Below are 22,127 nucleotides of genomic sequence, written 5' to 3'. Positions count from 1 at the left end.
GCATGGGTATCGTCAATATCGATGATGAGCTGCACGACCAGATTCGCCGGGCGAGCAGCGTGTCGGGCCGTTCCATCAATGCCCAGGCAGGGTTCTGGATTCGCATCGGCATGCTCTGCGAGATGAACCCGACGCTGAGCTTCAACGAGGTGATGGCCGCCGAGATGCGCGCGGCCGGCGTGGCGGTACCGCCGCGCATGGCGGACGCCTCATGAGCAAGACGCCGCAGCAGATAGCCCTGATGGCGGAGTCCGGCAGATTGCTCGCGTCCGTGTTCGGCTATCTGGATCGCCTGGATCTGCTCGGCATGTCCACCCTGCAGGTCAACGACCTTGTGGATAACTACATCGTCGGCGAACTCAAGGCGCGCCCGGCAAGCAAGGGACAGTATGGTTTCGCCTACGCCATGAACACGTCGCGCAACGAGGTGGTGTGCCATGGCGTACCCAGCGCTGACGAGATTCTGCGCAGCGGCGATCTGGTGAATTTCGACATCACCCTGGAAAAGAACGGCTACATCGCCGATTCGAGCAAGACCTACCTGATCGGTGAGGTGTCGGACCAGGCTCGTCAGCTCACCCGGATTACCTATGAAGCGATGTGCAAGGGCATCGAAGCCGTGAGGCCAGGCGCCCGGCTCGGGGATATCGGCCACGCCATCGAACGGCACGCTCGCGCCCACGGCTATTCGGTGGTTCGCGACTACTGCGGCCACGGCATTGGCCGGGAAATGCACGAGCCACCCGAAGTGCTGCACTGGGGCAAAGCCGGCACCGGCCTGACGCTGCGCGAAGGCATGACCTTCACCATCGAACCCATGCTCAACCAGGGCAAGGCGGACGTACGCACCCTGCGCGACGGCTGGACGGTGGTGACCTGCGAAGGCCAACTTTCGGCACAATTCGAACACACCGTGGCGGTCACCCGAGACGGCGTTCGCGTGCTTACGCTGCGCCCCGAAGAGCTGCACCTGAGCAAGATTTCGGCGTGATAGAAACGCAAAAGCCCGTCCAGATGGACGGGCTTTTCTTCGCCAGCGGCCTTATTCGACCGTGACGCTCTTGGCCAGGTTGCGCGGCTGGTCGACGTCGGTGCCCTTGAGCACGGCGACGTAGTAGGACAGCAGCTGCAGCGGCACGGTATAGAGGATAGGCGCGAGCAGGTCGTGGATATGCGGCATGGCCACCACGTGGGTGCCCTCGCCGTTGCGCATGCCGGCCTGCTGGTCGGCGAAGACGATCAGCTCACCGCCGCGGGCGCGCACTTCCTGCAGGTTGGACTTGAGTTTTTCCAGCAGCTCGTTGTTCGGCGCCACCGTGACCACCGGCATGTCGGCGTCGACCAGCGCCAGCGGCCCGTGCTTGAGCTCGCCAGCCGGGTAGGCCTCGGCGTGGATATAGGAGATTTCCTTGAGCTTGAGCGCCCCTTCCATGGCCACCGGGTACTGCGCGCCGCGGCCGAGGAACAGGCTGTGGTGCTTCTCGGCGAACAGCTCGGAGATCTTCTCGACCGTCTTGTCCATCGCCAGCGCTTCGCCCAGGCGGGTCGGCAGGCGGCGCAGCTCTTCCACCAGCTCGGCGGTCAGCGCCTTGTCCAGGTTGCCGTGCACCTGGCCGAGGGCCAGGGTCAGCAGCATCAGGCCCACCAGCTGGGTGGTGAAGGCCTTGGTCGAGGCCACGCCGATTTCCGGGCCGGCCTGGGTCAGCAGGCACAGGTCGGACTCGCGCACCAGCGAGCTGGTGCCGACGTTGCAGATCACCAGGCTGGCCAGGTAGCCGCCCTGGCCCGGCGCCCTCTCCTTGGCGTTGCGCAGCGCGGCCAGGGTGTCGGCGGTCTCGCCGGACTGCGACACGCTGACGAACAGGGTGTCCGGCTGCACCACCACCTTGCGGTAGCGGAACTCGCTGGCCACTTCGACCTGACAGGGGATGCCGGCCAGCTCTTCCAGCCAGTAACGGGCGACCATGCCGGCGTGGTAGCTGGTGCCACAGGCGACGATCTGCACGTTCTTCACCTTGGCGAACAGCTCGGCGGCCTGCGGGCCGAAGGCCTGCACCAGCACGTGGTCGCTGCCCAGACGGCCTTCCAGGGTGCGTTGCACCACCTTGGGCTGCTCGTGGATTTCCTTGAGCATGAAGTGGCGGTATTCGCCCTTGTCGGCGGCCTCGGCGCCTTCGTGGTACTGCACCGCCTCGCGCTGCACCGGCTGACCGGCGGCGTCCCACAGCTGCACGCTTTCGCGGCGAATCTCGGCGATGTCGCCCTCTTCCAGGTAGATAAAGCGGTCGGTGACCTGACGCAGCGCCAGTTGATCGGAGGCGAGGAAGTTCTCGCCGTGGCCCAGGCCGATCACCAGCGGGCTGCCGCTGCGGGCGGCGAGCAGACGGTCGGGCTGCTTGGCACTGATCACCGCCAGGCCGTAGGCGCCGTGCAGTTCGGGGATGGCGGCCTTGAGCGCGGCGGTGAGGTCGCCGAGCTGCTGCAGCTTGTGCTCGAGCAGGTGGACGATGGTTTCGGTGTCGGTATCGGAGCTGAACAGGTAGCCCAGGCCCGTGAGGCGCTCGCGCAGCTCTTCGTGGTTCTCGATGATGCCGTTGTGCACCACGGCCAACTCATGACCCGAAAAGTGCGGGTGGGCGTTGCGCTCGCTCGGCGCGCCGTGGGTGGCCCAGCGGGTGTGGGCGATGCCCAGACGCCCGGCCAGCGGCTCGGCCTGCAGGGCGGCCTGCAGTTCGCTGACCTTGCCCACGCGGCGGCGGCGATCCAGTGCGCCCTTCTCGGTCAGCAGCGCCACCCCGGCGCTGTCATAGCCGCGGTATTCCAGGCGCTTGAGGCCTTCCACCAGAACAGGGGTGATATTGCGCTCCGCGATGGCGCCGACGATTCCACACATGCTTGTCTCCTCAAGTTTCCAGCGGCGCGAGAATTAGCTGGATGCCGCGCGCGCGTATTTGTTCGGCCGCCTGGGCATCCAGGCGCGAATCGGTGATCAGGGTATGCACGCTGCCCCAGGGCAGCTCGAGATTGGGGATACGCCGGCCGATCTTGTCGCTCTCGACCATGACGATGACCTCGCGGGCGACCTCGGCCATCACCCGCGACAGACCGAGCAGCTCGTTGAAGGTGGTGGTGCCGCGCTCCAGGTCGATGCCGTCGGCGCCGATAAACAACTGGTCGAAATCGTAGGAACGCAGCACCTGCTCGGCCACCTGGCCCTGGAAGGACTCCGAGTGCGGGTCCCAGGTGCCGCCGGTCATCAGCAGCACCGGCTCGTGTTCCAGCTCACGCAGGGCGTTGGCCACATTCAGCGAGTTGGTCATCACCACCAGGCCGGGCCGGTGGCCGAGCTGGGGGATCATCGCCGCGGTGGTGGTGCCGCTGTCGATGATGATTCGCGCGTGCTCGCGGATGCGCGCCACGCCGGCACGGGCGATGGCCTGCTTGTGCGGGGAAAGCGGTTGCGTCGGCTCGCCGATCAGCTCCTGCGGCACCGGCACCGCGCCGCCGTAGCGGCGCAGCAGCAGGCCGTTCTTCTCCAGCGCAGCGAGGTCCTTGCGGATGGTCACTTCGCTGGTGGCGAAGTGCTGCGCCAGGGCGTCCACGCTCACCTCGCCCTGCTCGGCGAGCAAGGCGAGAATGGTGTGGCGACGTTGCGGCGTATTGCGCTTCGACATGCGTAAGTTTCGATTCGAAAGATAATGGCGCGAATCAAAACCTAACGAAGCTTTCGAGTCAAGCGCGAATCGACGTAGGGCGAGCAGGTCGCGGACTGGTCCGCCGGGGCGCCGAACGAGGCAGCGCCCTGCCCGGCCCGCTCGCTCAACGAGCCGGCAGGATCGCGTTGGGGTCGAGGTAGAACATCTTCTTCCAGCCCTGGGTCGAGTCGTCCGCGCGCCAGGGCAGCGGCAGCAGGCTGACGATCGAGTAGTGCAGATGCGCCGGTTTGCCGCGGGCGTTGCCACTGTCGCCGACCGAGCCCAGCACGCTGCCGGTCAGCAGCGGCTGGCCCGGAAAGACCTCGACGCTGTACAGGTGGGCGTAGTAATGAATGCGCCACTTCGGCCCCAGGGCGACGACCACCTTGCCGCCCTGCTCGATCTCGCCGCGAAACAGCACCAGGCCGTAGCTGCTGGAGCGCACCGGCGTGCCGAGCCTGGCGAAGATGTCGATGCCCTTGTGCACGCCGGAGCGTCCCCAGGGCTCGAACCAGAAGGTCTGCGGATTCCAGTCCCGGGCGCTGGCGCCGTCCACCGGAATCCGCGGCCATTCCGGCAGCAAGGCCCAGAGCAGCAGCAGCCCGGGCAGTATCCAGCGTTTGCCTGCTGGCATCCTTGCCGGCTCCGTCAGGTCTTCTTGGTCGGCCGCTTCCAGCCTTCGATATTGCGCTGCTTGGCGCGGCCGACGGCCAGGGTGTCGGCCGGCACGTCGGCGGTGATGGTCGAGCCGGCACCGGTGGTGGCGCGGTCGCCGAGGGTCACCGGCGCTACCAGCGCGCTGTTGGAGCCGATAAACACGTCCTCGCCCATCACCGTGCGGAACTTGTTGGCGCCGTCGTAGTTGCAGGTGATGGTGCCGGCGCCGATATTGGTCCGCGCGCCGATCTCGGCGTCGCCCAGGTAGCTCAGGTGACCGGCCTTGGCGCCCTCGCCGAGCACCGCGTTCTTCAGCTCGACGAAGTTGCCGACATGGGCCCTGGCCCCCAGTCTGGCGCCAGGGCGCAGGCGGGCGAACGGACCGCAGTCGGCGCCCTCGCCCAGCTCGGCGCCTTCCAGGTGGCTGTTGGCCTTGACGATGGCGCCCTTGCGCAGGGTCGAGTCCTTGATCACGCAGTTCGGGCCGATCGACACAAAATCCTCGATCAGCACCCTGCCTTCGAGAATCACGTTGACGTCGATCAGCACGTCGCGGCCCACCGTCACCTCGCCACGCAGGTCGAAACGTGCCGGGTCGCGCAGGGTCACGCCCTGGGCCATCAAGCGCCGCGCGGCGCGCTGCTGGTAGTGACGCTCCAGCTCGGCGAGCTGGATGCGGTCGTTGGCGCCCTGCACTTCCATGGCGTCCTGAGGCTGCTCGGTGGCCACCAGCAGGCCGTCGGCCACGGCCATGGCGATCACGTCGGTGAGGTAGTACTCGCCCTGGGCGTTGCTGTTGGACAGGCGGCCGAGCCAGTCGCCCAGGCGCTTGCCGGGCACGGCGAGGATGCCGGTGTTGCCCTCGCAGATCTGCCGCTGCTCAGGGGTGGCGTCCTTGTGCTCGACTATGGCCTGGACCACGCCTGCCGCGTCGCGGACGATACGGCCGTAGCCGGTGGGGTCGACCAGGTCGACGGTGAGCAGGGCCAGTTGCTCGTCGGCCACCTTGGCCAGCAGGCGCTGCAGGGTCTCGGCTTCGATCAGCGGCACGTCGCCGTAGAGGATCAGCACGCGCTCGGCACTCAAGGCCGGCAGCGCCTGGGCCACGGCATGGCCGGTGCCGAGCTGCTCGGCCTGCAGGACGAAGTTGAGGTCGTCGGCAGCCAGGCGCTCGCGTACCCGCTCGGCGCCATGGCCAATCACCACGTGGATGCCTTGCGGCTGCAGCTGACGGGCGGTGGCGATCACATGGCCGAGCATGGACTGGCCGGCGACCGGGTGCAGGACCTTGGGCAGGGCGGAACGCATGCGCGTGCCCTGACCGGCGGCGAGGATAACGATATCGAGCGACATGGAAGCAGATCCTATCTGTAGCCCGGATCAGGTCCGGGGGTGATCGTCCCGGATTGCATCCGGGCTACTGACTGACAAAGGTAAAAACGGCGGACAAAGAAAAAGGGTAGCCAAGGCTACCCTTTCTCCCAACGCGGTTGAAGCCGCCGGCGTTAGCCGCCGAACTTCTTGCGCAGCTGCTGGACGGTACGCAGCTGGGCCGCGACCTCCGCCAGGTGAGAAGCCGCGGAACCGTAGTCGAATTCCGCGCCCTGCTGGTGCAGGGCCTTCTCGGCGGCCTTGAGGGCCTCCTGGGCAGCGGCTTCGTCGATATCGGCAGCACGCTGCACGGTGTCGGCGAGAACCTTGACCATGTTCGGCTGCACTTCGAGGAAGCCACCGGAGATGTAGTACACCTCGGCTTCGCCGCCCTGCTTGATCAGGCGGATCGGACCCGGCTTGAGGTCGGTGATCAGCGGCGCGTGGCCCGGAGCGATACCCAGATCACCCAGGTTGCCGTGCGCAATCACCATCTCGACCAGGCCGGAGAAGATCTCCGCTTCCGCGCTGACGATATCGCAATGGACTGTCATAGCCATACGCTTGCCTCACGTGACAGGCTGTGGACAAGTTTATCCACAACCTGATGCGCCCGTCGCCGGGCGCATAGGGTGATTACAGTTTCTTCGCCTTCTCGATGGCTTCTTCGATGCCGCCAACCATGTAGAACGCTTGTTCCGGCAGGTGGTCGTAGTCGCCCTTGAGAATGCCGCTGAAGCCGGCGATGGTGTCCTTGAGGGACACGTACTTGCCCGGCGAACCGGTGAAGACTTCGGCCACGAAGAACGGCTGGGACAGGAAACGCTGGATCTTACGAGCGCGCGATACCAGCTGCTTGTCCGACTCGGACAGCTCGTCCATACCGAGGATGGCGATGATGTCCTTCAGTTCCTTGTAACGCTGCAGCACGTACTGAACGCCACGAGCGGTCTCGTAGTGTTCGTTGCCGATGACGTTCGGGTCCAGCTGACGGCTGGTGGAGTCCAGCGGGTCAACGGCCGGGTAGATACCCAGGGAAGCGATGTCACGGGACAGTACGACGGTGGCGTCCAAGTGGGCGAAGGTGGTCGCCGGGCTCGGGTCGGTCAGGTCGTCCGCAGGTACGTAGACGGCCTGGATCGAGGTGATCGAGCCTTTCTTGGTGGAGGTGATGCGCTCCTGCAGAACGCCCATCTCTTCGGCCAGGGTCGGCTGGTAACCTACTGCCGACGGCATACGGCCGAGCAGTGCGGATACTTCGGTACCGGCCAGGGTGTAACGGTAGATGTTGTCGACGAACAGCAGTACGTCGCGACCCTCGTCACGGAACTTCTCGGCCATGGTCAGGCCGGTCAGCGCCACGCGCAGACGGTTGCCTGGCGGCTCGTTCATCTGACCGTAGACCAGGGCTACCTTGTCGAGAACGTTGGAGTCCTTCATCTCGTGGTAGAAGTCGTTACCCTCACGGGTACGCTCGCCCACACCAGCGAACACGGAATAACCGCTGTGCTCGATGGCGATGTTACGGATCAGTTCCATCATGTTCACGGTCTTGCCCACACCGGCGCCACCGAACAGACCGACCTTACCGCCCTTGGCGAACGGGCAGACCAGGTCGATCACCTTGATGCCGGTTTCCAGCAGCTCGTTGCCGCCGGCTTGCTCGGCATAGCTCGGCGCAGCGCGGTGGATTTCCCACTGCTCTTCTTCGCCAATCGGGCCGGCTTCGTCGATCGGGTTGCCCAGCACGTCCATAATTCGGCCCAGGGTCGCTTTACCGACCGGTACCGAGATGGCCTTGTGGGTGCGGGTGACGTCCAGGCCACGCTTGAGGCCTTCGGTCGAACCCATCGCAATGGAACGCACCACGCCGTCGCCCAGCTGCTGCTGGACTTCCAGGGTGGTTTCGGCGCCGACTACTTTCAGCGCCTCGTATACGGCTGGCACCTGATCACGCGGGAATTCCACGTCGATAACGGCGCCGATGATTTGAACGATACGTCCGCTACTCATCTTTGGTTCCTCTGAATATTTGAACCGTTCTTAAACCGCGGCAGCGCCGCCGACGATTTCCGAAATCTCTTGGGTGATCGCTGCCTGACGCGCCTTGTTGTAGATCAGCTGCAAATCGCTGATCAGTTCACCGGCGTTGTCGGTGGCGTTCTTCATCGCGATCATCCGCGCAGCCTGCTCGGCCGCGTTGTTCTCGACCACCGCCTGGTACACCTGCGATTCGACGTAGCGAACCATCAGACCGTCGAGCAGCTCCTTGGCATCGGGCTCGTACAGATAGTCCCAGTGATGCTTGAGCTCTTGATCCGGATCGGCCACCAGCGGAATTAACTGTTCCACCGTCGGCTTCTGCGTCATGGTGTTGATGAACTTGTTCGAGACCACGGACAGACGGTCGATACGCCCTTCGAGGTAGGCATCGAGCATGACCTTGACGCTACCGATCAGGTCGTTGATCGACGGCTCCTCGCCGAGGTGGCTGATCGCAGCAACCACATTGCCACCAAAGTTGCGGAAGAATGCCGCGCCCTTGGAGCCAATCACGCAGAGATCGATCTCCACGCCTTGCTCGCGATCTTTCGCCATGTCCCTGACCAGGGCCTTGAACAGGTTGGTGTTCAGACCACCGCACAGACCGCGGTCACTGCTCACCACCACATAACCGGCACGTTTTACTTCGCGCTCGACCATGAAGGGATGGCGGTACTCCGGGTTGGCGTTGGCCAGATGACCAATCACCTGGCGGATACGCTCCGCGTAGGGACGGCTAGCTGCCATGCGCTGTTGTGCCTTGCGCATCTTGCTGACCGCCACCTTTTCCATGGCGCTGGTGATCTTCTGCGTGCTTTTGATGCTCGCAATCTTGCTGCGAATCTCTTTTGCGCCTGCCATTTGACACCTATCGGGTTAGCAGGCGGGCGTCTCGCGACGCCCGCTGCGGCTTACCAGGTTTGGGTGGCCTTGAACTTCTCGATACCAGCCTTGATGCCGGCGTCGATTTCGTCGTTGAAGTCACCTTTCACGTTGATCTTGGCCATCAGATCGGCCAGCTCACGATTGAAGTAGCCCAGCAGGGCCGCTTCGAAGGCGCCAACTTTGTTCACTTCCACGTCGGTCAGGAAGCCGCGCTCGGCAGCGTACAGCGATACGGACATGTCGGCGATCGACATGGGCGCGTACTGCTTCTGCTTCATCAGTTCGGTGACACGCTGACCGTGCTCGAGCTGCTTGCGGGTGGCTTCGTCCAGGTCAGAGGCGAACTGGGCGAAGGCCGCCAGTTCACGGTACTGAGCCAGGGCGGTACGGATACCACCGGAGAGCTTCTTGATGATCTTGGTCTGCGCGGCACCACCCACACGGGATACCGAGATACCGGCGTTGACCGCCGGACGGATACCCGAGTTGAACATGGCCGATTCCAGGAAGATCTGACCGTCGGTGATGGAGATCACGTTGGTCGGAACGAACGCGGAAACGTCGCCAGCCTGGGTTTCGATGATCGGCAGAGCGGTCAGCGAACCGGTCTTGCCAGTCACGGCGCCATTGGTGAACTTCTCGACGTACTCTTCGGAAACGCGGGAAGCGCGCTCCAGCAGACGGCTGTGGAGATAGAACACGTCGCCCGGGTAGGCTTCGCGGCCCGGCGGACGGCGCAGCAGCAGGGAGATCTGACGGTAGGCCACGGCCTGCTTGGACAGGTCGTCGTACACGATCAGGGCGTCTTCACCGCGGTCGCGGAAGTATTCGCCCATGGTGCAGCCGGCGTACGGCGCGAGGAACTGCAGGGCCGCCGATTCCGAAGCCGAAGCCGCCACCACGATGGTGTTGGCCAGGGCGCCGGCTTCTTCCAGCTTGCGCACCACGTTGGCGATGGTCGATTGCTTCTGACCGATGGCCACGTAGACGCAGCGGATGCCGCTGTTCTTCTGGTTGATGATGGCGTCGACGGCCAGGGCGGTCTTGCCGATCTGACGGTCGCCGATGATCAGCTCGCGCTGGCCACGGCCGACCGGGATCATGGCGTCGACCGACTTGTAGCCGGTCTGCACCGGCTGGTCGACCGACTTACGCCAGATCACGCCCGGAGCGACTTTCTCGACGGCGTCGGTGGCTTGAGCGTTGATCGGGCCTTTGCCGTCGATCGGGTTGCCCAGGGCATCGACCACGCGGCCCAGCAGCTCCGGACCAACCGGGACTTCCAGGATGCGGCCGGTGCACTTGGCGCTCATGCCTTCGGCCAGGCTGGTGTAAGCACCCAGCACGACGGCGCCGACGGAGTCTTGCTCCAGGTTCAGCGCCATACCGTAGACGCCGCCCGGGAACTCGATCATTTCGCCGTACATGACGTCGGCGAGACCGTGAATGCGCACGATGCCGTCGGAGACGGAAACGATGGTGCCTTCGTTGCGGGCTTGGGAGGCGACGTCGAGTTTCTCGATGCGCCCCTTGATGATTTCACTAATTTCGGAAGGATTGAGTTGCTGCATAGCTCTGCTGCCCCTTCAAACTCAAGATTTCAATGCTTCGGCCAGCTTCGCGAGTTTGCCGCGAACTGAGCCATCGATAACCAGGTCGCCGGCGCGGATCAGTACACCACCGATCAAGGTGGCATCTTCCGCGGCGTGCAGACGCACTTCTCGGCCGAGCCGTGCACTGAGAACCTTGGCGAGTTTGTCTTGCTGTTCATCGCTCAATGCGAAGGCACTGGTGACATCCACGTCGATCGACTTCTCCTGCTCGGCCTTGTACAGCTCGAACTGGGCGAAGATGTCCGGCAACAGGGCCAGACGGTCGTTCTCGGCGACGACATGGATGAAGTTCTGTGCCTGGGCGTCGAACTTGTCGCCACACACCTCGATGAAGGCGGTGGCCTTTTCTGTACTCGTCAGACGCGGGGCCTTGAGCACGCGCTGCATGGTGTCGTCGAGCGACACCGCTGCAGCCAGGCCGAGCATGGCTGACCAATTGGCCAGTTGCTGGTGGGCCTGGGCGTGCTCGAAGGCAGCCTTAGCGTAAGGTCGGGCCAGCGTGGTCAGTTCTGCCATGATCGCGCCCTCGCTTAAATTTCGGCTGCCAGTTTGTTAACCAGCTCCGCATGCGCGCTTTGGTCGATGGATGCGCCCAGGATCTTCTCTGCACCGCTGACCGCCAGGCTGCCCACTTGGGCGCGCAGGGCGTCTTTGATGCCGTTGATTTCCTGTTCGATCTCGGCCTGAGCCTGAGCCTTCACACGGTCAGCTTCGCCACGGGCCTGATCACGGGCTTCGTCGACGATCTGCGCCGCGCGCTTCTTGGCCTGCTCGATGATTTCGGCAGCCTGACCTTTGGCGTCGCGCAGTTGCTGGGCCACTTTCTCGTGGGCCAGCTCCAGATCACGAGCCGCGCGGTTGGCAGCGTCCAAGCCGTCTGCGATCTTCTTCTGGCGTTCCTGCAGAGCCGTAATGACCGGAGGCCATACGAACTTCATGCAGAACAGCACGAAGATGAAGAAGGCAACGGACTGGCCAATCAGGGTTGCATTAATGTTCACGCCAACACCTCGCTCGTTCGTTGTCCGTCACACCAATTCACTCGGAAGCGAGTGAATCAGCCTGCGATTTGACCAACGAAGGGGTTCGCGAAGGTGAAGAACAGTGCGATACCAACACCGATCATGGTCACGGCGTCGAGCAGACCGGCGACGATGAACATTTTCACTTGCAGCATCGGAACCATTTCCGGCTGACGCGCAGCGCCTTCCAGGAACTTGCCACCCAGCAGACCGAAACCGATGGCGGTACCCAGGGCACCCAGGCCGATCAGCAGTGCAACGGCGATAGCGGTCAAACCAACTACAGTTTCCATTTTTCCTCCCGACTTACAGTCGTATTGGTTAAGGTTTTTGTTGAAGCGGTAAAGCGAAATCGTTTGTTTACAGCTGCCCCGAGGCCGTGGCCGCGGGGTTTGTCCTGGCAGGCGCCGCCTGGGGCGACGCCGCGGAACTTGTTACGGCTTAGTGGTTATCTTCGTGCGCCATCGACAGGTAGACGATGGTCAGCATCATGAAGATGAACGCTTGCAGCACGATGATCAGGATGTGGAAGATGGCCCAGGCCAGCTGCAGCACACCGCCCAGACCGCCGAGCAGCAGGCCGCCGCTGTACATGATGGCGATCAGGATGAAGATCAGTTCGCCGGCATACAGGTTGCCGAACAGACGCAGGGCCAGGGACACCGGCTTGGCGATCAGGGTGACGAACTCGAGCAGGAAGTTCACCGGGATCAGCAGGATCTTCATGGCGATGTTGTTCGAGCTGAACGGGTGCATGGTCAGCTCGCCGAGGAAACCGCCGATGCCCTTGACCTTGACGCTGTAGAACAGGATCAGGGCGAACACCGACAGGGCCAGGCCCAGGGTGGCGTTCGGGTCGGTGGTCGGTACCACGCGGAAGTACAGGTGAGGGTCGCCGGCGATGGTGGCGGCCAGCATCGGCAGCCAGTCGACCGGGATCAGGTCCATGAAGTTCATCAAGAAGACCCAGACGAAGATGGTCAGGGCCAGCGGGGCGATCAGCGGGTTACGCCCGTGGAAGGTGTCCTTGACGCTGCCGTCGACGAACTCCACCAGCACTTCGACGAAGTTCTGCAGGCCGCCCGGTTGCCCGGACGTCGCTTTCCTCGCCGCCAGGCGGAACAGAAGAATGAAGATCAGGCCGAGCACCACCGACACCGCCAGGGTATCGACGTGGAAGGCCCAGAAACCCATTTCCTGGGCTTCCTTTGCGGTGTGGGCGAAACTCCAGCCATTCACCGGATGCTGACCGAAGGTCAGGTTCGTCAGGTGGTGCTGGATGTAACCCGAAGCGGTATCTGCTGCCATTATTTGCCTCGAACGCTTTAAGGTCGTGAAAATTTTGTTATCAGCAACGGGGCGAACCAGCTGACCAGCAGGGTCAGCAGGTAGACACCGAACAGAACCGGTGCCTCCAGGGGTTTCACGCCCGCAAACGTCAGTGCGAACAGCACGAACGTCAGAATCAGTTTTCCCGCTTCGCCCGCATAGAACGAACGGACGATCTCTCTAGCCGCCCGCGCGCCGCTGAAGCGGAACGCCTTATGGGCGAAATACAGATTCGGCAACCAGGCGATCATGCCGCCCAACAACGCCGAATAACCGGCAACGCTCCCCAGCGATTGCCACGCCACCAATGCGGCCAACAGCAGCACGATCAACTGTGCCAGCAGAACCGGGAACACCGGTAAACGATGGAAGGGCCGGCGCTTCGGCATACGGCGTTCCATCAACTGGGTTCCTCGACTCTCGACCGCTTTAACTCAATGAATTGGCATAAAAAGTGCCAACAAAATTGCGCGCAGAGTATAGGGGGCCTATCCCCCCCATTCAACTGCCGGGTAGTGATTTCCGACCGTGCGCTACATGGCCAGATGTGGCCAATTGTTTCAGCGGATATGGGCGAGCACGCCCTGCAATTCGTCGAGGGAGTTGTAGCGGATCACCAGCTGACCCTTGCCCTTGCTGCCGTGCTTTATCTGCACAGGCGAGCCTAGACGCTCCGCCAGGCGCTGTTCGAGGCGACTGATGTCCGGATCGGCCTTGGCCTTGGTCGGTGCCGGCTTGGCTGTCAGCCACTGGCGCACCAGGGCTTCGGTCTGACGAACGGTGAGGCCGCGTGCGACAACGTGTCGCGCCGCTTCCACCTGCTGTTCCAGGGGTAAACCGAGCAACGCGCGGGCATGGCCCATCTCCAGGTCGCCGTGCGACAGCAGGGTCTTGATCTCCTCCGGCAGGGCGATCAGGCGCAGCAGGTTGGTGATGGTGACGCGCGACTTGCCGACGGCATCGGCGACCTGCTGCTGGGTCAGCTCGAACTCCTGCTGCAGGCGCTGCAGGGCCACGGCTTCCTCGATCGGGTTGAGGTCTTCGCGCTGGATGTTCTCGATCAGCGCCATGGCGATGGCGGCTTCGTCCGGCAGTTCGCGGACCATGGCCGGGATCTTGTCCTGGCCAGCCAGCTGGCTGGCCCGCCAGCGCCGTTCGCCGGCGACGATCTCGAAGCGACCGCCGCCGATGGGGCGCAAGACTATGGGTTGCATCACGCCCTGAGCGCGGATCGAGGCGGCCAGCTCTTCCAGAGCGGTCTGGTCCATGTCGCGGCGCGGCTGGTACTTGCCGCGCTGGATCAGCTCCAGCGGCACGTACTGCAGTTCGCGATTGTCGACCTGGGCGGCCTCTTCCTGCAGGGCGGCGACACTGGTGCCGCCGAGCAGGGCGTCCAGGCCTCGTCCCAGACCTCGTTTCTTCGCAGCCATGCGGGGGTTCCTTAAGCGGTAGCGGTTTTCGCGGCGGAGCGCTGACGGCGCACCAGTTCGCCGGCCAGCGCCAGGTAGGCGATGGCGCCACGGGATTGTTTGTCGTAGACCAGCGCCGGCATGCCGAAGCTCGGCGCCTCGGCCAGGCGCACATTGCGCGGGATCACCGCGTCGTACAGCTTGTCGCCGAAGTGTTCCTTGAGCTGGGCGCTGACGTCGTTGGTCAGGCTGATGCGCGGGTCGTACATGGTGCGCAGCAGGCCTTCGATCTGCAGCTTGGGATTGAGCAGCTGGGCGATGCGCTGGATGCTGTTGACCAGGTCCGAGAGGCCCTCGAGCGCGTAGTACTCGCACTGCATGGGGATGATCACGCCGTCGGCGGCGACCAGGGCGTTGATGGTCAGCATCGACAGCGACGGCGGGCAGTCGATGAGGACGTAGTCGTAGTTCTCGCGGATCGGCGCCAGGGCGTAACGCAGGCGGCTCTCCTTCATCTTCATCTCGAGCAGGGCGACCTCCGCGGCGGTGAGGTCGCGGTTGGCCGGCAGCAGCTGGTAGCCGCCGTGCTCGGAGAACTGCATGGCCTGGCCGAGGTCGCATTCGCCGATCAGCACGTCGTAGATCGAGTGCTCCAAGCCGTGCTTGTCGACGCCGCTGCCCATGGTCGCGTTGCCCTGCGGGTCGAGGTCGATCAACAGCACCCGGCGCTTGGTCGCCACCAGCGAGGCGGCCAGGTTGATGCACGTCGTGGTCTTGCCCACCCCGCCTTTCTGGTTGGCGATCGCGAATACCTTGGCCATCTTCTTTCCCCTTAGACCGAGCGACGCAGTATCAACAGATGGCGCTGGCCTTGGCAACCGGGAACCCGCAGCACGTGGGTGGCACTGAGACGGAAGTCCGCCGGCAGCGCCTGCAGCTCGTCGTCCGGGTGCACGCCCTTCATCGCCAGCCAGTGGGTGTCGGCGCTGCCGAGGTGGCGGGTCCAGGTGCTGAAGTCTGCCAGGCTGCTGAAGGCTCGCGAGCTGATGCCGTCGAACGGCCGCTCGGGCTGAAACGCCTCGACCCGGCTGTGGACAACTTCGAGGTTGGCGAGTTTCAGCTCCAGCTTCACCTGGATCAGGAAGCGAGTCTTCTTGCCGTTGGAGTCGAGCAGGGTGAAACGCCGCTCGGGGAACAGGATCGCCAAGGGAATGCCGGGCATGCCGCCGCCGCTGCCGACGTCCAGCCAGTTGTCGCCGAGCTCGGCGACGAAGGGCACCACCGACAGGCTGTCGAGCAGGTGGCGCGACACCATCTCGTCGGGGTCGCGCACGGCGGTGAGGTTGTAGGCTTTGTTCCACTTGATCAGCAGGCCCAGGTAGGCGAGCAGCTGTTCCTGCTGGCGGGCGCTGAGCTCGATGCCCAGTTCGCGAGCGCCTTGCAGCAGTTCTTCGGCGTGACGCTGAGTGACCGACATCAGGCGCTGTGCTCCAGCTTCTGCCCGGCGCTGCGCTTTTTCAGGTGAATCAGCAGCAGGGAGATCGCCGCCGGAGTGACCCCGGGAATGCGCGAGGCCTGGCCGAGGGTCGCCGGGCGGGTGTTGCCCAGCTTGAACTGGATTTCCTTGGACAGCCCGGAGATGGCGGCGTAGTCCAGGTCCTGCGGCAGCTTGGTGTCCTCGCTGGCGCGCAGCTTGGCGATCTCGTCCTGCTGACGATCGATATAGCCGGCGTACTTGGTCTTGATCTCGACCTGCTCGGCCACCTGGTTATCCACAGCCGGGGACTCGGTCACCTCGGCCAGGGTGGCGTAGTCGATCTCGGGACGCGCCAGCAGGTTGAGCAGGTTGTATTCGTGGGTCAGCGGCGTGCCGAAGCGCGCGGCGATGGCATCGCCCTGCGGCGTGCCCGGGCGCACCCAGGTGCTCTTCAGGCGTTGCTCTTCCTGGACGATGCCTTCGCGCTTGGCCTCGAAGGCCGCCCAGCGCTCGTCGTCCACCAGGCCCAGCTCGCGGCCCTTCTCGGTCAGGCGCAGGTCGGCGTTGTCCTCGCGCAGGATCAGCCGGTATTCGGCGCGCGAGGTGAACATGCGGTACGGCTCCTGGGTGCCGAGGGTGATCAGGTCGTCGACCAGCACGCCGATATAGGCCTCGTCGCGACGCGGGCACCAGGCGTCCTTGCCCTGGGCGCGCAGCGCGGCGTTGCAGCCGGCCAGCAGGCCCTGAGCACCGGCTTCTTCGTAGCCGGTGGTGCCGTTGATCTGGCCGGCGAAGAAAAGCCCGCCGATGACCTTGGTTTCCAGGCTGTGCTTCAGATCGCGCGGATCGAAGTAGTCGTATTCGATGGCGTAGCCGGGACGCACGATATGGGCGTTCTCCATGCCGCGGATGCTGCGCACGATCTGCAGCTGCACGTCGAACGGCAGCGAGGTGGAGATGCCGTTGGGATACAGCTCGTGGGTGGTCAGGCCCTCGGGCTCGATAAACACCTGGTGGCTGTCCTTGTCGGCGAAGCGGTGGATCTTGTCCTCGATCGACGGGCAGTAGCGCGGGCCCACGCCTTCGATCACGCCCGAGTACATCGGCGAACGGTCGAGGTTGGCGGCGATGATCTCGTGGGTACGCGCGTTGGTGTGGGTGATCCAGCAGCTGATCTGCTTGGGCTGCTGCTCGCGCTTGCCGAGGAAGGACATCAGCGGCGTCGGGGTGTCGCCCGGTTGCTCGGTCATCAGCGAAAAATCTACTGATCTGCCATCGATGCGCGGCGGCGTGCCGGTCTTCAGCCGACCGACGCGCAGCGGCAGCTCGCGCAGACGCTGGGCCAAGGCGATGGAAGGCGGATCGCCGGCGCGGCCACCGGAGTAATTCTGCAGACCGATGTGGATAAGTCCGCCGAGGAAGGTGCCTGTGGTCAACACCACGGAATCCGCGTGGAACCTGAGCCCCATCTGGGTGACCACGCCTTTGACCTGGGCGTTTTCCACAATCAGGTCGTCGGCCGCCTGTTGAAAAATCCACAGGTTGGCCTGGTTCTCCAGAATCTCGCGCACCGCCGCCTTGTACAGCACGCGGTCGGCCTGGGCGCGGGTGGCGCGTACCGCCGGGCCCTTGCGGCTGTTGAGCACGCGGAACTGGATGCCGCCCTTGTCGGTAGCAGTGGCCATGGCCCCGCCGAGGGCATCGATTTCCTTGACCAGGTGGCTCTTGCCGATCCCGCCGATGGCCGGGTTGCAGCTCATCTGGCCAAGGGTCTCGACATTGTGGGTGAGCAGCAGGGTCTTCACGCCCATGCGTGCGGCAGCCAGGGCTGCCTCGGTACCGGCATGACCGCCGCCGATCACGATCACGTCAAAACGGGAAGGGAAATCCACCACGCACCTCGTGCCTGTTGAGAAAGGGGGTCTTTTAGAAAGGCGGCAAGTATAGGGACTTCGGCCTCTTGAATGAAGCCTTCTGCACAAAAAATAGCCAGTCCGATTGCAGCCGGTTGGGTGCAGATGCCTATCGCCTCTCAGCGGTCCCGCATGGCTTTGAGTGCTGTGAGCTTATAAAGAAAAGAAAGAGAGATTTTTTATAAAGCTTGTTCTTTATGTTTATGTATAGCGCACGCCCTTTCTGTGGATAACAGGCTGTAGCCCTTGCCATTGCTGCGGTACAGCCGATGATAAGGCTGTGCCGTTCCTGCAGGGTTCCACTGGGAAAGCTGGTCATCCGCTGTGGATGAAATGGCAGGTTACCCACAGGGGGATTTACGCCCAGCTTTGTCAGCGGGTTATGGGCAGGGCTCAGGGGAGGTTTTCCACAGGGTTTAATTTGGCTCTGAATAAGTCGGCAACAGCTCCCCAGGTTGCAGACGAGCGCGCGTAGCCCGGATGAAATCCGGGGGAGATCGAGGTTCAAGGGATGAACGCGAGGCGCGCAGTGGCAGGAGCCAAGGGAGCCCCTGGCCTTTATTCGCAAGCTTGACGCCCTTTCCGCGGATGAATCCGCTCCTACGAAGGGCAGCGGCGCCTTGCTATTTACCGATGCAGAAGCTGGAGAAGATGCGCCCCAGCAGATCGTCCGAGCTGAAGGCACCGGTGATCTCGCCCAGGGCCTGCTGGGCCAGGCGCAGGTCCTCGGCGAGCAGTTCGCCGGCGCCCATCAGGGTCAGCTGGTTGCGGCCGTGCTCGAGTTGCTGCTCGGCCTGGTGCAGTGCTTCCAGATGCCGACGCCGCGCACTGAAACCGCTCTCGGCGGTCTGTTGATAACCCATGCAGGCCTTCAGGTGCTCGCGCAGCAGCTCCAGGCCATCCGCCGACTTGGCCGACAGACTGAGGGTGACGTGGCCGTCGGCGCAGGTCTGCAGCGCCACGCTCTCGCCGGACAGATCGGCCTTGTTGCGGATCAGGGTGACCCGCGTCGGATCGGGGCGCTGTTCGAGGAATTCCGGCCACAGGGCGAAGGGATCGGCGGCTTCCGGTGCGGTGGAGTCCACCACCAGCAGCACCCGGTCGGCCTCGCCGATGGCCTTGAGCGCGCGCTCCACGCCGATGCGTTCCACCTGGTCATCGGTATCGCGCAGGCCGGCGGTGTCGACCACGTGCAGCGGCATGCCGTCGATATGGATATGTTCGCGCAGCACGTCGCGGGTGGTGCCGGCGATCTCGGTGACGATGGCCGCCTCGCGTCCGGCCAGGGCATTGAGCAGGCTGGACTTGCCGGCATTGGGCCGGCCGGCGATGACCACGGTCATGCCGTCGCGCAGCAGGGCACCCTGGCCGGCCTCGCGCAGCACTGTGGATAAGTTTGCGCGCACGCCGTCGAGCTGGCTCAGCACATGGCCATCGGCGAGGAAATCGATTTCCTCCTCGGGAAAATCGATGGCGGCCTCGACGTAGATGCGCAGCTGGATCAGGGATTCGGTCAGCGCATGCACCCGCTTGGAGAACTCGCCCTGCAGCGAACGCAGCGCATTGCGTGCGGCCTGCTCGGAGCTGGCCTCGATCAGGTCGGCGATGGCTTCGGCCTGGGCCAGGTCGAGCTTGTCGTTGAGGAAGGCGCGCTCGCTGAACTCGCCGGGGCGGGCCAGGCGGGCACCCAACTCCAGGCAGCGGCGCAGCAGCAGGTCGAGCACCACCGGGCCGCCATGGCCCTGCAGTTCAAGCACGTCTTCGCCGGTGAAGGAGTTCGGCCCGGGGAAGTAGATGGCCAGGCCTTCGTCCAGCGGTAGCTGTTGCTCGCCGAAGAACGGGCCGTGGTGGGCGAAGCGCGGCTTCAGCTCGCGTCGGCAGATGGCCTGGGCCAGTTGTCCGGCCAGCGGTCCGGACACCCGCACGATGCCGACGCCGCCGCGACCCTGGGCGGTGGCGACGGCGGCGATGGTGTCTCGGGCAAGGGGCATGGCATTTACTCGGTGATTGGCCGGGGCCAGGGTTCGCGAGCGGAGGACTGGGCGCCCCTCGCTCCTACAGATAGGGTGGACAGCAAAACGCCCCAATCATGGGGCGTCTGCTTGCAACTGGGAAGCCTTGGCCAATCAGGCGCTAGCTATCTTCGCTGCTGCTTCGATCTTGCGGGTGATGTACCACTGCTGGGCGATGGACAGGATGTTGTTGACCACCCAGTACAGCACCAGACCTGCAGGGAACCACAGGAAGAAGAAGGTGAAGATGATCGGCATCAGCTTCAGCACGCGCGCCTGCATGGGGTCCGGGGGCGTCGGGTTGAGCTGCTGCTGGATGAACATGGTGGCGCCCATGATGATCGGCAGGATGAAGAACGGATCCTTGATCGACAGGTCGGTGATCCACAGCAGCCACGGGGCCTGACGCATCTCCACGGATTCCAGCAGCACCCAGTAGAGGGCGAGGAACACCGGCATCTGCACCAGGATCGGCAGGCAGCCGCCCAGCGGGTTGATCTTCTCCTTCTTGTACAGCTCCATCATCGCCTGGGACATCTTCTGGCGATCGTCGCCGAACTGCTCCTTCAGCGCCTGCAGCTTGGGCGACACGGCGCGCATGCGGGCCATGGAGCGGTAGCTGGCTGCCGACAGCGGGAAGAAGATCAGCTTGATGATGATGGTCAGCACAATGATCGACCAGCCCCAGTTACCCAGCAGGCCGTGGATCACTTCCAGCAGCCAGAAGATCGGCTGGGCGAGGAACCACAGGAAGCCGTAGTCGACGGTCAGCTCCAGGCCTGGGGACAGGGTACCCAGGTGCTCCTGCAGCTTGGGGCCGGCATAGAGGATGGCGCCGGTCTCGCCCTGGCTGCCGGCGGCGACCTGCACGGCCGGGCCGGTGAAGCCGACGATGTAGTTGCCCTGGCTGTCCTTGCGCGTCTGCACCAGGTTAGTACTGTCCTTGCTCGGCACCCAGGCGGTGACGAAGTAGTGCTGCAGCCAGGCGACCCAGCCGCCCTGCACGGTTTCCTTGAAGGGCTGCTTGTCGATGTCCTTCATCGACACCTTCTTGTACGGCTCCTCGCTGGTCCACAGCGCCGCGCCCAGGTAGGTGGCGGTACCGGTGGCGGTGGTGGAGGACGGATCGCCGCTGCTGTCGCGCTTGAGCTGGGCGAACAGGTTGCCGCTCCAGGCCTGATCGCTTTGGTTGTCGATCAGGTAACGCACGTCGACCTGATAGGCGGAGGGGTCCACGCAACCGGGTTTCTTCAGCTGCTGCTCACGCGCCGAGCACTGCGGGTTGAGGCCGCGTTTGAAGCTGTAGCGCTTGATGTAGTTGACGCCGTTCTCGCTGTAGGTCAGGTCGACCACCAGGCTGTCCTGGCCGTCGGCCATCGCGTAGCTGGTTTTCTCGCTCGACCACAGGGCGCGACCGCTGGACTTGTCCGGGGCGTTCTGGCCGATCAGGCCGCTCTGCGCCAGGTAGGTGCGTTCGCCGCCATTGTCGAACAGCTGGAAGGGCACGTCCGGGCGATCCTGACGGCGCGGGTACTGTGGCAGGCGCAGCTGCACGATATCGCCACCGCGCGGATCGATGGCCAGATCCAGCACGTCGGTCTTTACGCGGATCAGCTCGTCGCTGGCGGCGGCAGTCGGCGCAACGGCAGCGGCGCTGGGTTCGGCCACGGCAGTGGGGATGTCGTCGCCGGCGGTTGCGGCATTGGCCGGAGTGTCCGGCAGGGCGGGCGTCGCGGCGGTCGAGGACTGTACCTCGGCCGGCAGGGCGGCCTGGCCGTAGTCCTCGTTCCATTGCAGGACCATGAGGTAGGACACGACTGCCAGGGCGACGATCAGGATCGAACGTTGGATATCCATGATTATTCGGCCATCGAAGGGGAACGGGAGGTTTTCACGGGAGGCACCGGGTCGAAGCCGCCGGCATTCCAGGGGTGGCAGCGACCGAGCCGGCGAGCCGCCAGCCAGCCGCCACGCAGGAAGCCATGTTGCTCGATGGCTTCGTAGGCATAGCAGGAACAGCTGGGATAGAAGCGACAATGACTGGCCATCAGCGGGCTGATGGCGTAGCGATACACCTGGATACAGGCTAGGGCCGCTTTACGCATGGGGATTGTCGCTTGTCCCGGGGGAGGCATGTGCGTCGCGACTGGGCCGGCTACGGGCCAGGCGTCTCCAGAGCTTGCCGAACTGCTGAGCGAGTTCGCCATTCTCCAGATCGCCGAGGCCCTTACGGGCGACCACCACTATGTCCCAGCCGACCAGGTCGTCCTGGTTCAGGCGGAAGGACTCGCGGATTTGACGCTTGATGCGGTTGCGCTCGACGGCGAGCTTGACGCTCTTCTTGCCGATCACCAGACCCAGGCGGGGATGATCGAGCTGGTTGTCGCGCGCTAGCAGCAGGACACTTTTGCCCGGAGCTTTGCCGCTTGGGGAGTCGAAGACTGCCTTGAATTGCCGGGGGGTCAGCAGACGCTTTTCCCGGCCGAAGCCTCGACTCACCACCTGTCTGGATGAATTAGACAGTCAGACGCTTGCGGCCCTTGGCGCGACGACGCGACAGGACGGCACGGCCGTTCTTGGTGGCCATGCGGGCACGGAAACCGTGGGTACGAGCGCGCTTGATGGTGCTGGGTTGGAAAGTGCGTTTCATGGTGCGTTACCTGGGTGATCGACTAGGGTCGGAATGACCCTGGTTTAAAGA

General features: G+C 64.0%; 24 protein-coding genes. 2 read left to right on the top strand and 22 right to left on the bottom strand.

Annotation, left to right across the window (positions count from 1 at the left end; genetic code table 11):
• Positions 1-2: 2 nt before the first annotated feature.
• Complete coding sequence (locus tag EA796_RS18000; RefSeq protein ID WP_090431653.1) at positions 3-215, top strand: ParD-like family protein; 213 nt, start codon at positions 3-5, stop codon at positions 213-215.
• Entirely contained in the window at positions 212-991 is a 780-nt protein-coding gene (map, locus tag EA796_RS17995) for a type I methionyl aminopeptidase (protein WP_122109594.1), read from the top strand. Before EA796_RS18000 ends, map begins: the two co-directional genes overlap by 4 nt.
• 51 nt (positions 992-1,042) lie before the next feature.
• On the opposite strand, the gene glmS is transcribed toward map, so the two are convergent.
• The 22 genes from glmS to rpmH form a co-directional block, all read right to left on the bottom strand.
• A complete protein-coding gene (gene glmS / locus EA796_RS17990) occupies positions 1,043-2,893 on the bottom strand; it encodes a glutamine--fructose-6-phosphate transaminase (isomerizing) (protein WP_122109593.1) in 1,851 nt (616 codons plus the stop codon).
• 10 nt (positions 2,894-2,903) lie between these two features.
• On the bottom strand, positions 2,904-3,674 hold the full coding sequence (locus EA796_RS17985; RefSeq protein WP_122109592.1) for a DeoR/GlpR family DNA-binding transcription regulator: 771 nt from the start codon (positions 3,672-3,674) through the stop codon (positions 2,904-2,906).
• Positions 3,675-3,819: 145 nt separating this feature from the next.
• Complete coding sequence (locus tag EA796_RS17980) at positions 3,820-4,329, bottom strand: M23 family metallopeptidase (protein WP_122109591.1); 510 nt, start codon at positions 4,327-4,329, stop codon at positions 3,820-3,822.
• A gap of 14 nt (positions 4,330-4,343) precedes the next feature.
• A complete protein-coding gene (gene glmU, locus EA796_RS17975; RefSeq protein WP_122109590.1) occupies positions 4,344-5,705 on the bottom strand; it encodes a bifunctional UDP-N-acetylglucosamine diphosphorylase/glucosamine-1-phosphate N-acetyltransferase GlmU in 1,362 nt (453 codons plus the stop codon).
• A gap of 152 nt (positions 5,706-5,857) precedes the next feature.
• Complete coding sequence (locus EA796_RS17970) at positions 5,858-6,283, bottom strand: F0F1 ATP synthase subunit epsilon (RefSeq protein WP_031302723.1); 426 nt, start codon at positions 6,281-6,283, stop codon at positions 5,858-5,860.
• A 76-nt stretch (positions 6,284-6,359) separates the two neighbouring features.
• Entirely contained in the window at positions 6,360-7,736 is a 1,377-nt protein-coding gene (atpD, locus tag EA796_RS17965) for a F0F1 ATP synthase subunit beta (RefSeq protein WP_021442424.1), read from the bottom strand.
• Between the two features lie 30 nt (positions 7,737-7,766).
• Complete coding sequence (gene atpG, locus EA796_RS17960) at positions 7,767-8,627, bottom strand: F0F1 ATP synthase subunit gamma (protein ID WP_021442425.1); 861 nt, start codon at positions 8,625-8,627, stop codon at positions 7,767-7,769.
• A gap of 50 nt (positions 8,628-8,677) precedes the next feature.
• Entirely contained in the window at positions 8,678-10,222 is a 1,545-nt protein-coding gene (atpA, locus tag EA796_RS17955) for a F0F1 ATP synthase subunit alpha (RefSeq protein WP_021442426.1), read from the bottom strand.
• Between the two features lie 21 nt (positions 10,223-10,243).
• Entirely contained in the window at positions 10,244-10,780 is a 537-nt protein-coding gene (locus EA796_RS17950; protein ID WP_021442427.1) for a F0F1 ATP synthase subunit delta, read from the bottom strand.
• 14 nt (positions 10,781-10,794) lie between these two features.
• On the bottom strand, positions 10,795-11,265 hold the full coding sequence (locus EA796_RS17945; protein ID WP_021442428.1) for a F0F1 ATP synthase subunit B: 471 nt from the start codon (positions 11,263-11,265) through the stop codon (positions 10,795-10,797).
• A 56-nt stretch (positions 11,266-11,321) separates the two neighbouring features.
• Positions 11,322-11,579, bottom strand: coding sequence for a F0F1 ATP synthase subunit C (gene atpE, locus EA796_RS17940; RefSeq protein WP_003097235.1), 258 nt, complete (start codon positions 11,577-11,579; stop codon positions 11,322-11,324).
• Between the two features lie 148 nt (positions 11,580-11,727).
• On the bottom strand, positions 11,728-12,594 hold the full coding sequence (atpB, locus tag EA796_RS17935; RefSeq protein ID WP_122109589.1) for a F0F1 ATP synthase subunit A: 867 nt from the start codon (positions 12,592-12,594) through the stop codon (positions 11,728-11,730).
• A 17-nt stretch (positions 12,595-12,611) separates the two neighbouring features.
• The gene (locus EA796_RS17930; protein ID WP_031302725.1) at positions 12,612-13,016 is read right to left on the bottom strand and encodes a F0F1 ATP synthase subunit I; all 405 of its coding nucleotides are present in this window, start codon (positions 13,014-13,016) and stop codon (positions 12,612-12,614) included.
• Between the two features lie 159 nt (positions 13,017-13,175).
• On the bottom strand, positions 13,176-14,045 hold the full coding sequence (locus tag EA796_RS17925; RefSeq protein WP_021442431.1) for a ParB/RepB/Spo0J family partition protein: 870 nt from the start codon (positions 14,043-14,045) through the stop codon (positions 13,176-13,178).
• 11 nt (positions 14,046-14,056) lie between these two features.
• On the bottom strand, positions 14,057-14,845 hold the full coding sequence (locus EA796_RS17920) for a ParA family protein (protein ID WP_021442432.1): 789 nt from the start codon (positions 14,843-14,845) through the stop codon (positions 14,057-14,059).
• Between the two features lie 11 nt (positions 14,846-14,856).
• Positions 14,857-15,504, bottom strand: coding sequence for a 16S rRNA (guanine(527)-N(7))-methyltransferase RsmG (rsmG, locus tag EA796_RS17915; protein WP_122109588.1), 648 nt, complete (start codon positions 15,502-15,504; stop codon positions 14,857-14,859).
• Positions 15,501-17,393, bottom strand: a complete 1,893-nt coding sequence (gene mnmG / locus EA796_RS17910; RefSeq protein ID WP_122109587.1) for a tRNA uridine-5-carboxymethylaminomethyl(34) synthesis enzyme MnmG — start codon at positions 17,391-17,393, stop codon at positions 15,501-15,503. The genes rsmG and mnmG overlap by 4 nt, the downstream gene beginning before the upstream one ends.
• A 644-nt stretch (positions 17,394-18,037) precedes the next feature.
• Positions 18,038-19,405, bottom strand: a complete 1,368-nt coding sequence (mnmE, locus tag EA796_RS17905; protein WP_122109586.1) for a tRNA uridine-5-carboxymethylaminomethyl(34) synthesis GTPase MnmE — start codon at positions 19,403-19,405, stop codon at positions 18,038-18,040.
• Positions 19,406-19,540: 135 nt separating this feature from the next.
• A complete protein-coding gene (gene yidC, locus EA796_RS17900; RefSeq protein ID WP_122109585.1) occupies positions 19,541-21,283 on the bottom strand; it encodes a membrane protein insertase YidC in 1,743 nt (580 codons plus the stop codon).
• A gap of 2 nt (positions 21,284-21,285) precedes the next feature.
• Positions 21,286-21,531: a membrane protein insertion efficiency factor YidD gene (gene yidD, locus EA796_RS17895; protein WP_013717990.1), complete on the bottom strand. Its 246-nt coding sequence runs from the start codon at positions 21,529-21,531 to the stop codon at positions 21,286-21,288.
• Positions 21,524-21,928 (bottom strand): ribonuclease P protein component, encoded by a 405-nt coding sequence (gene rnpA, locus EA796_RS17890; protein WP_082457793.1) that lies wholly within the window; start codon positions 21,926-21,928, stop codon positions 21,524-21,526. The genes yidD and rnpA overlap by 8 nt, the downstream gene beginning before the upstream one ends.
• 13 nt (positions 21,929-21,941) lie before the next feature.
• On the bottom strand, positions 21,942-22,076 hold the full coding sequence (rpmH, locus tag EA796_RS17885; RefSeq protein WP_003246698.1) for a 50S ribosomal protein L34: 135 nt from the start codon (positions 22,074-22,076) through the stop codon (positions 21,942-21,944).
• Between the last annotated feature and the right edge of the window lie 51 nt (positions 22,077-22,127).

The sequence above is a fragment of the Pseudomonas sp. AOB-7 genome, assembly GCF_003696305.1.
GTDB lineage: Bacteria > Pseudomonadota > Gammaproteobacteria > Pseudomonadales > Pseudomonadaceae > Aquipseudomonas.
The sequence above is the reverse complement of the archived record's forward strand: the minus strand, read 5'-3'. Positions and strand labels throughout refer to the sequence as shown.

Excerpts from the sequence above, each read along its gene's own strand:
- EA796_RS18000 (WP_090431653.1), top strand. The coding sequence starts at position 3 with ATGGGTATCGTCAATATCGATGATGAGCTGCACGACCAGATTCGCCGG.
- map (WP_122109594.1), top strand. The coding sequence starts at position 212 with ATGAGCAAGACGCCGCAGCAGATAGCCCTGATGGCGGAGTCCGGCAGA.
- glmS (WP_122109593.1), bottom strand. The coding sequence starts at position 2,893 with ATGTGTGGAATCGTCGGCGCCATCGCGGAGCGCAATATCACCCCTGTT.
- EA796_RS17985 (WP_122109592.1), bottom strand. The coding sequence starts at position 3,674 with ATGTCGAAGCGCAATACGCCGCAACGTCGCCACACCATTCTCGCCTTG.
- EA796_RS17980 (WP_122109591.1), bottom strand. The coding sequence starts at position 4,329 with ATGCCAGCAGGCAAACGCTGGATACTGCCCGGGCTGCTGCTGCTCTGG.
- glmU (WP_122109590.1), bottom strand. The coding sequence starts at position 5,705 with ATGTCGCTCGATATCGTTATCCTCGCCGCCGGTCAGGGCACGCGCATG.
- EA796_RS17970 (WP_031302723.1), bottom strand. The coding sequence starts at position 6,283 with ATGGCTATGACAGTCCATTGCGATATCGTCAGCGCGGAAGCGGAGATC.
- atpD (WP_021442424.1), bottom strand. The coding sequence starts at position 7,736 with ATGAGTAGCGGACGTATCGTTCAAATCATCGGCGCCGTTATCGACGTG.
- atpG (WP_021442425.1), bottom strand. The coding sequence starts at position 8,627 with ATGGCAGGCGCAAAAGAGATTCGCAGCAAGATTGCGAGCATCAAAAGC.
- atpA (WP_021442426.1), bottom strand. The coding sequence starts at position 10,222 with ATGCAGCAACTCAATCCTTCCGAAATTAGTGAAATCATCAAGGGGCGC.
- EA796_RS17950 (WP_021442427.1), bottom strand. The coding sequence starts at position 10,780 with ATGGCAGAACTGACCACGCTGGCCCGACCTTACGCTAAGGCTGCCTTC.
- atpE (WP_003097235.1), bottom strand. The coding sequence starts at position 11,579 with ATGGAAACTGTAGTTGGTTTGACCGCTATCGCCGTTGCACTGCTGATC.
- atpB (WP_122109589.1), bottom strand. The coding sequence starts at position 12,594 with ATGGCAGCAGATACCGCTTCGGGTTACATCCAGCACCACCTGACGAAC.
- EA796_RS17930 (WP_031302725.1), bottom strand. The coding sequence starts at position 13,016 with ATGGAACGCCGTATGCCGAAGCGCCGGCCCTTCCATCGTTTACCGGTG.
- EA796_RS17925 (WP_021442431.1), bottom strand. The coding sequence starts at position 14,045 with ATGGCTGCGAAGAAACGAGGTCTGGGACGAGGCCTGGACGCCCTGCTC.
- EA796_RS17920 (WP_021442432.1), bottom strand. The coding sequence starts at position 14,845 with ATGGCCAAGGTATTCGCGATCGCCAACCAGAAAGGCGGGGTGGGCAAG.
- mnmE (WP_122109586.1), bottom strand. The coding sequence starts at position 19,405 with ATGCCCCTTGCCCGAGACACCATCGCCGCCGTCGCCACCGCCCAGGGT.
- yidC (WP_122109585.1), bottom strand. The coding sequence starts at position 21,283 with ATGGATATCCAACGTTCGATCCTGATCGTCGCCCTGGCAGTCGTGTCC.
- yidD (WP_013717990.1), bottom strand. The coding sequence starts at position 21,531 with ATGCGTAAAGCGGCCCTAGCCTGTATCCAGGTGTATCGCTACGCCATC.
- rpmH (WP_003246698.1), bottom strand. The coding sequence starts at position 22,076 with ATGAAACGCACTTTCCAACCCAGCACCATCAAGCGCGCTCGTACCCAC.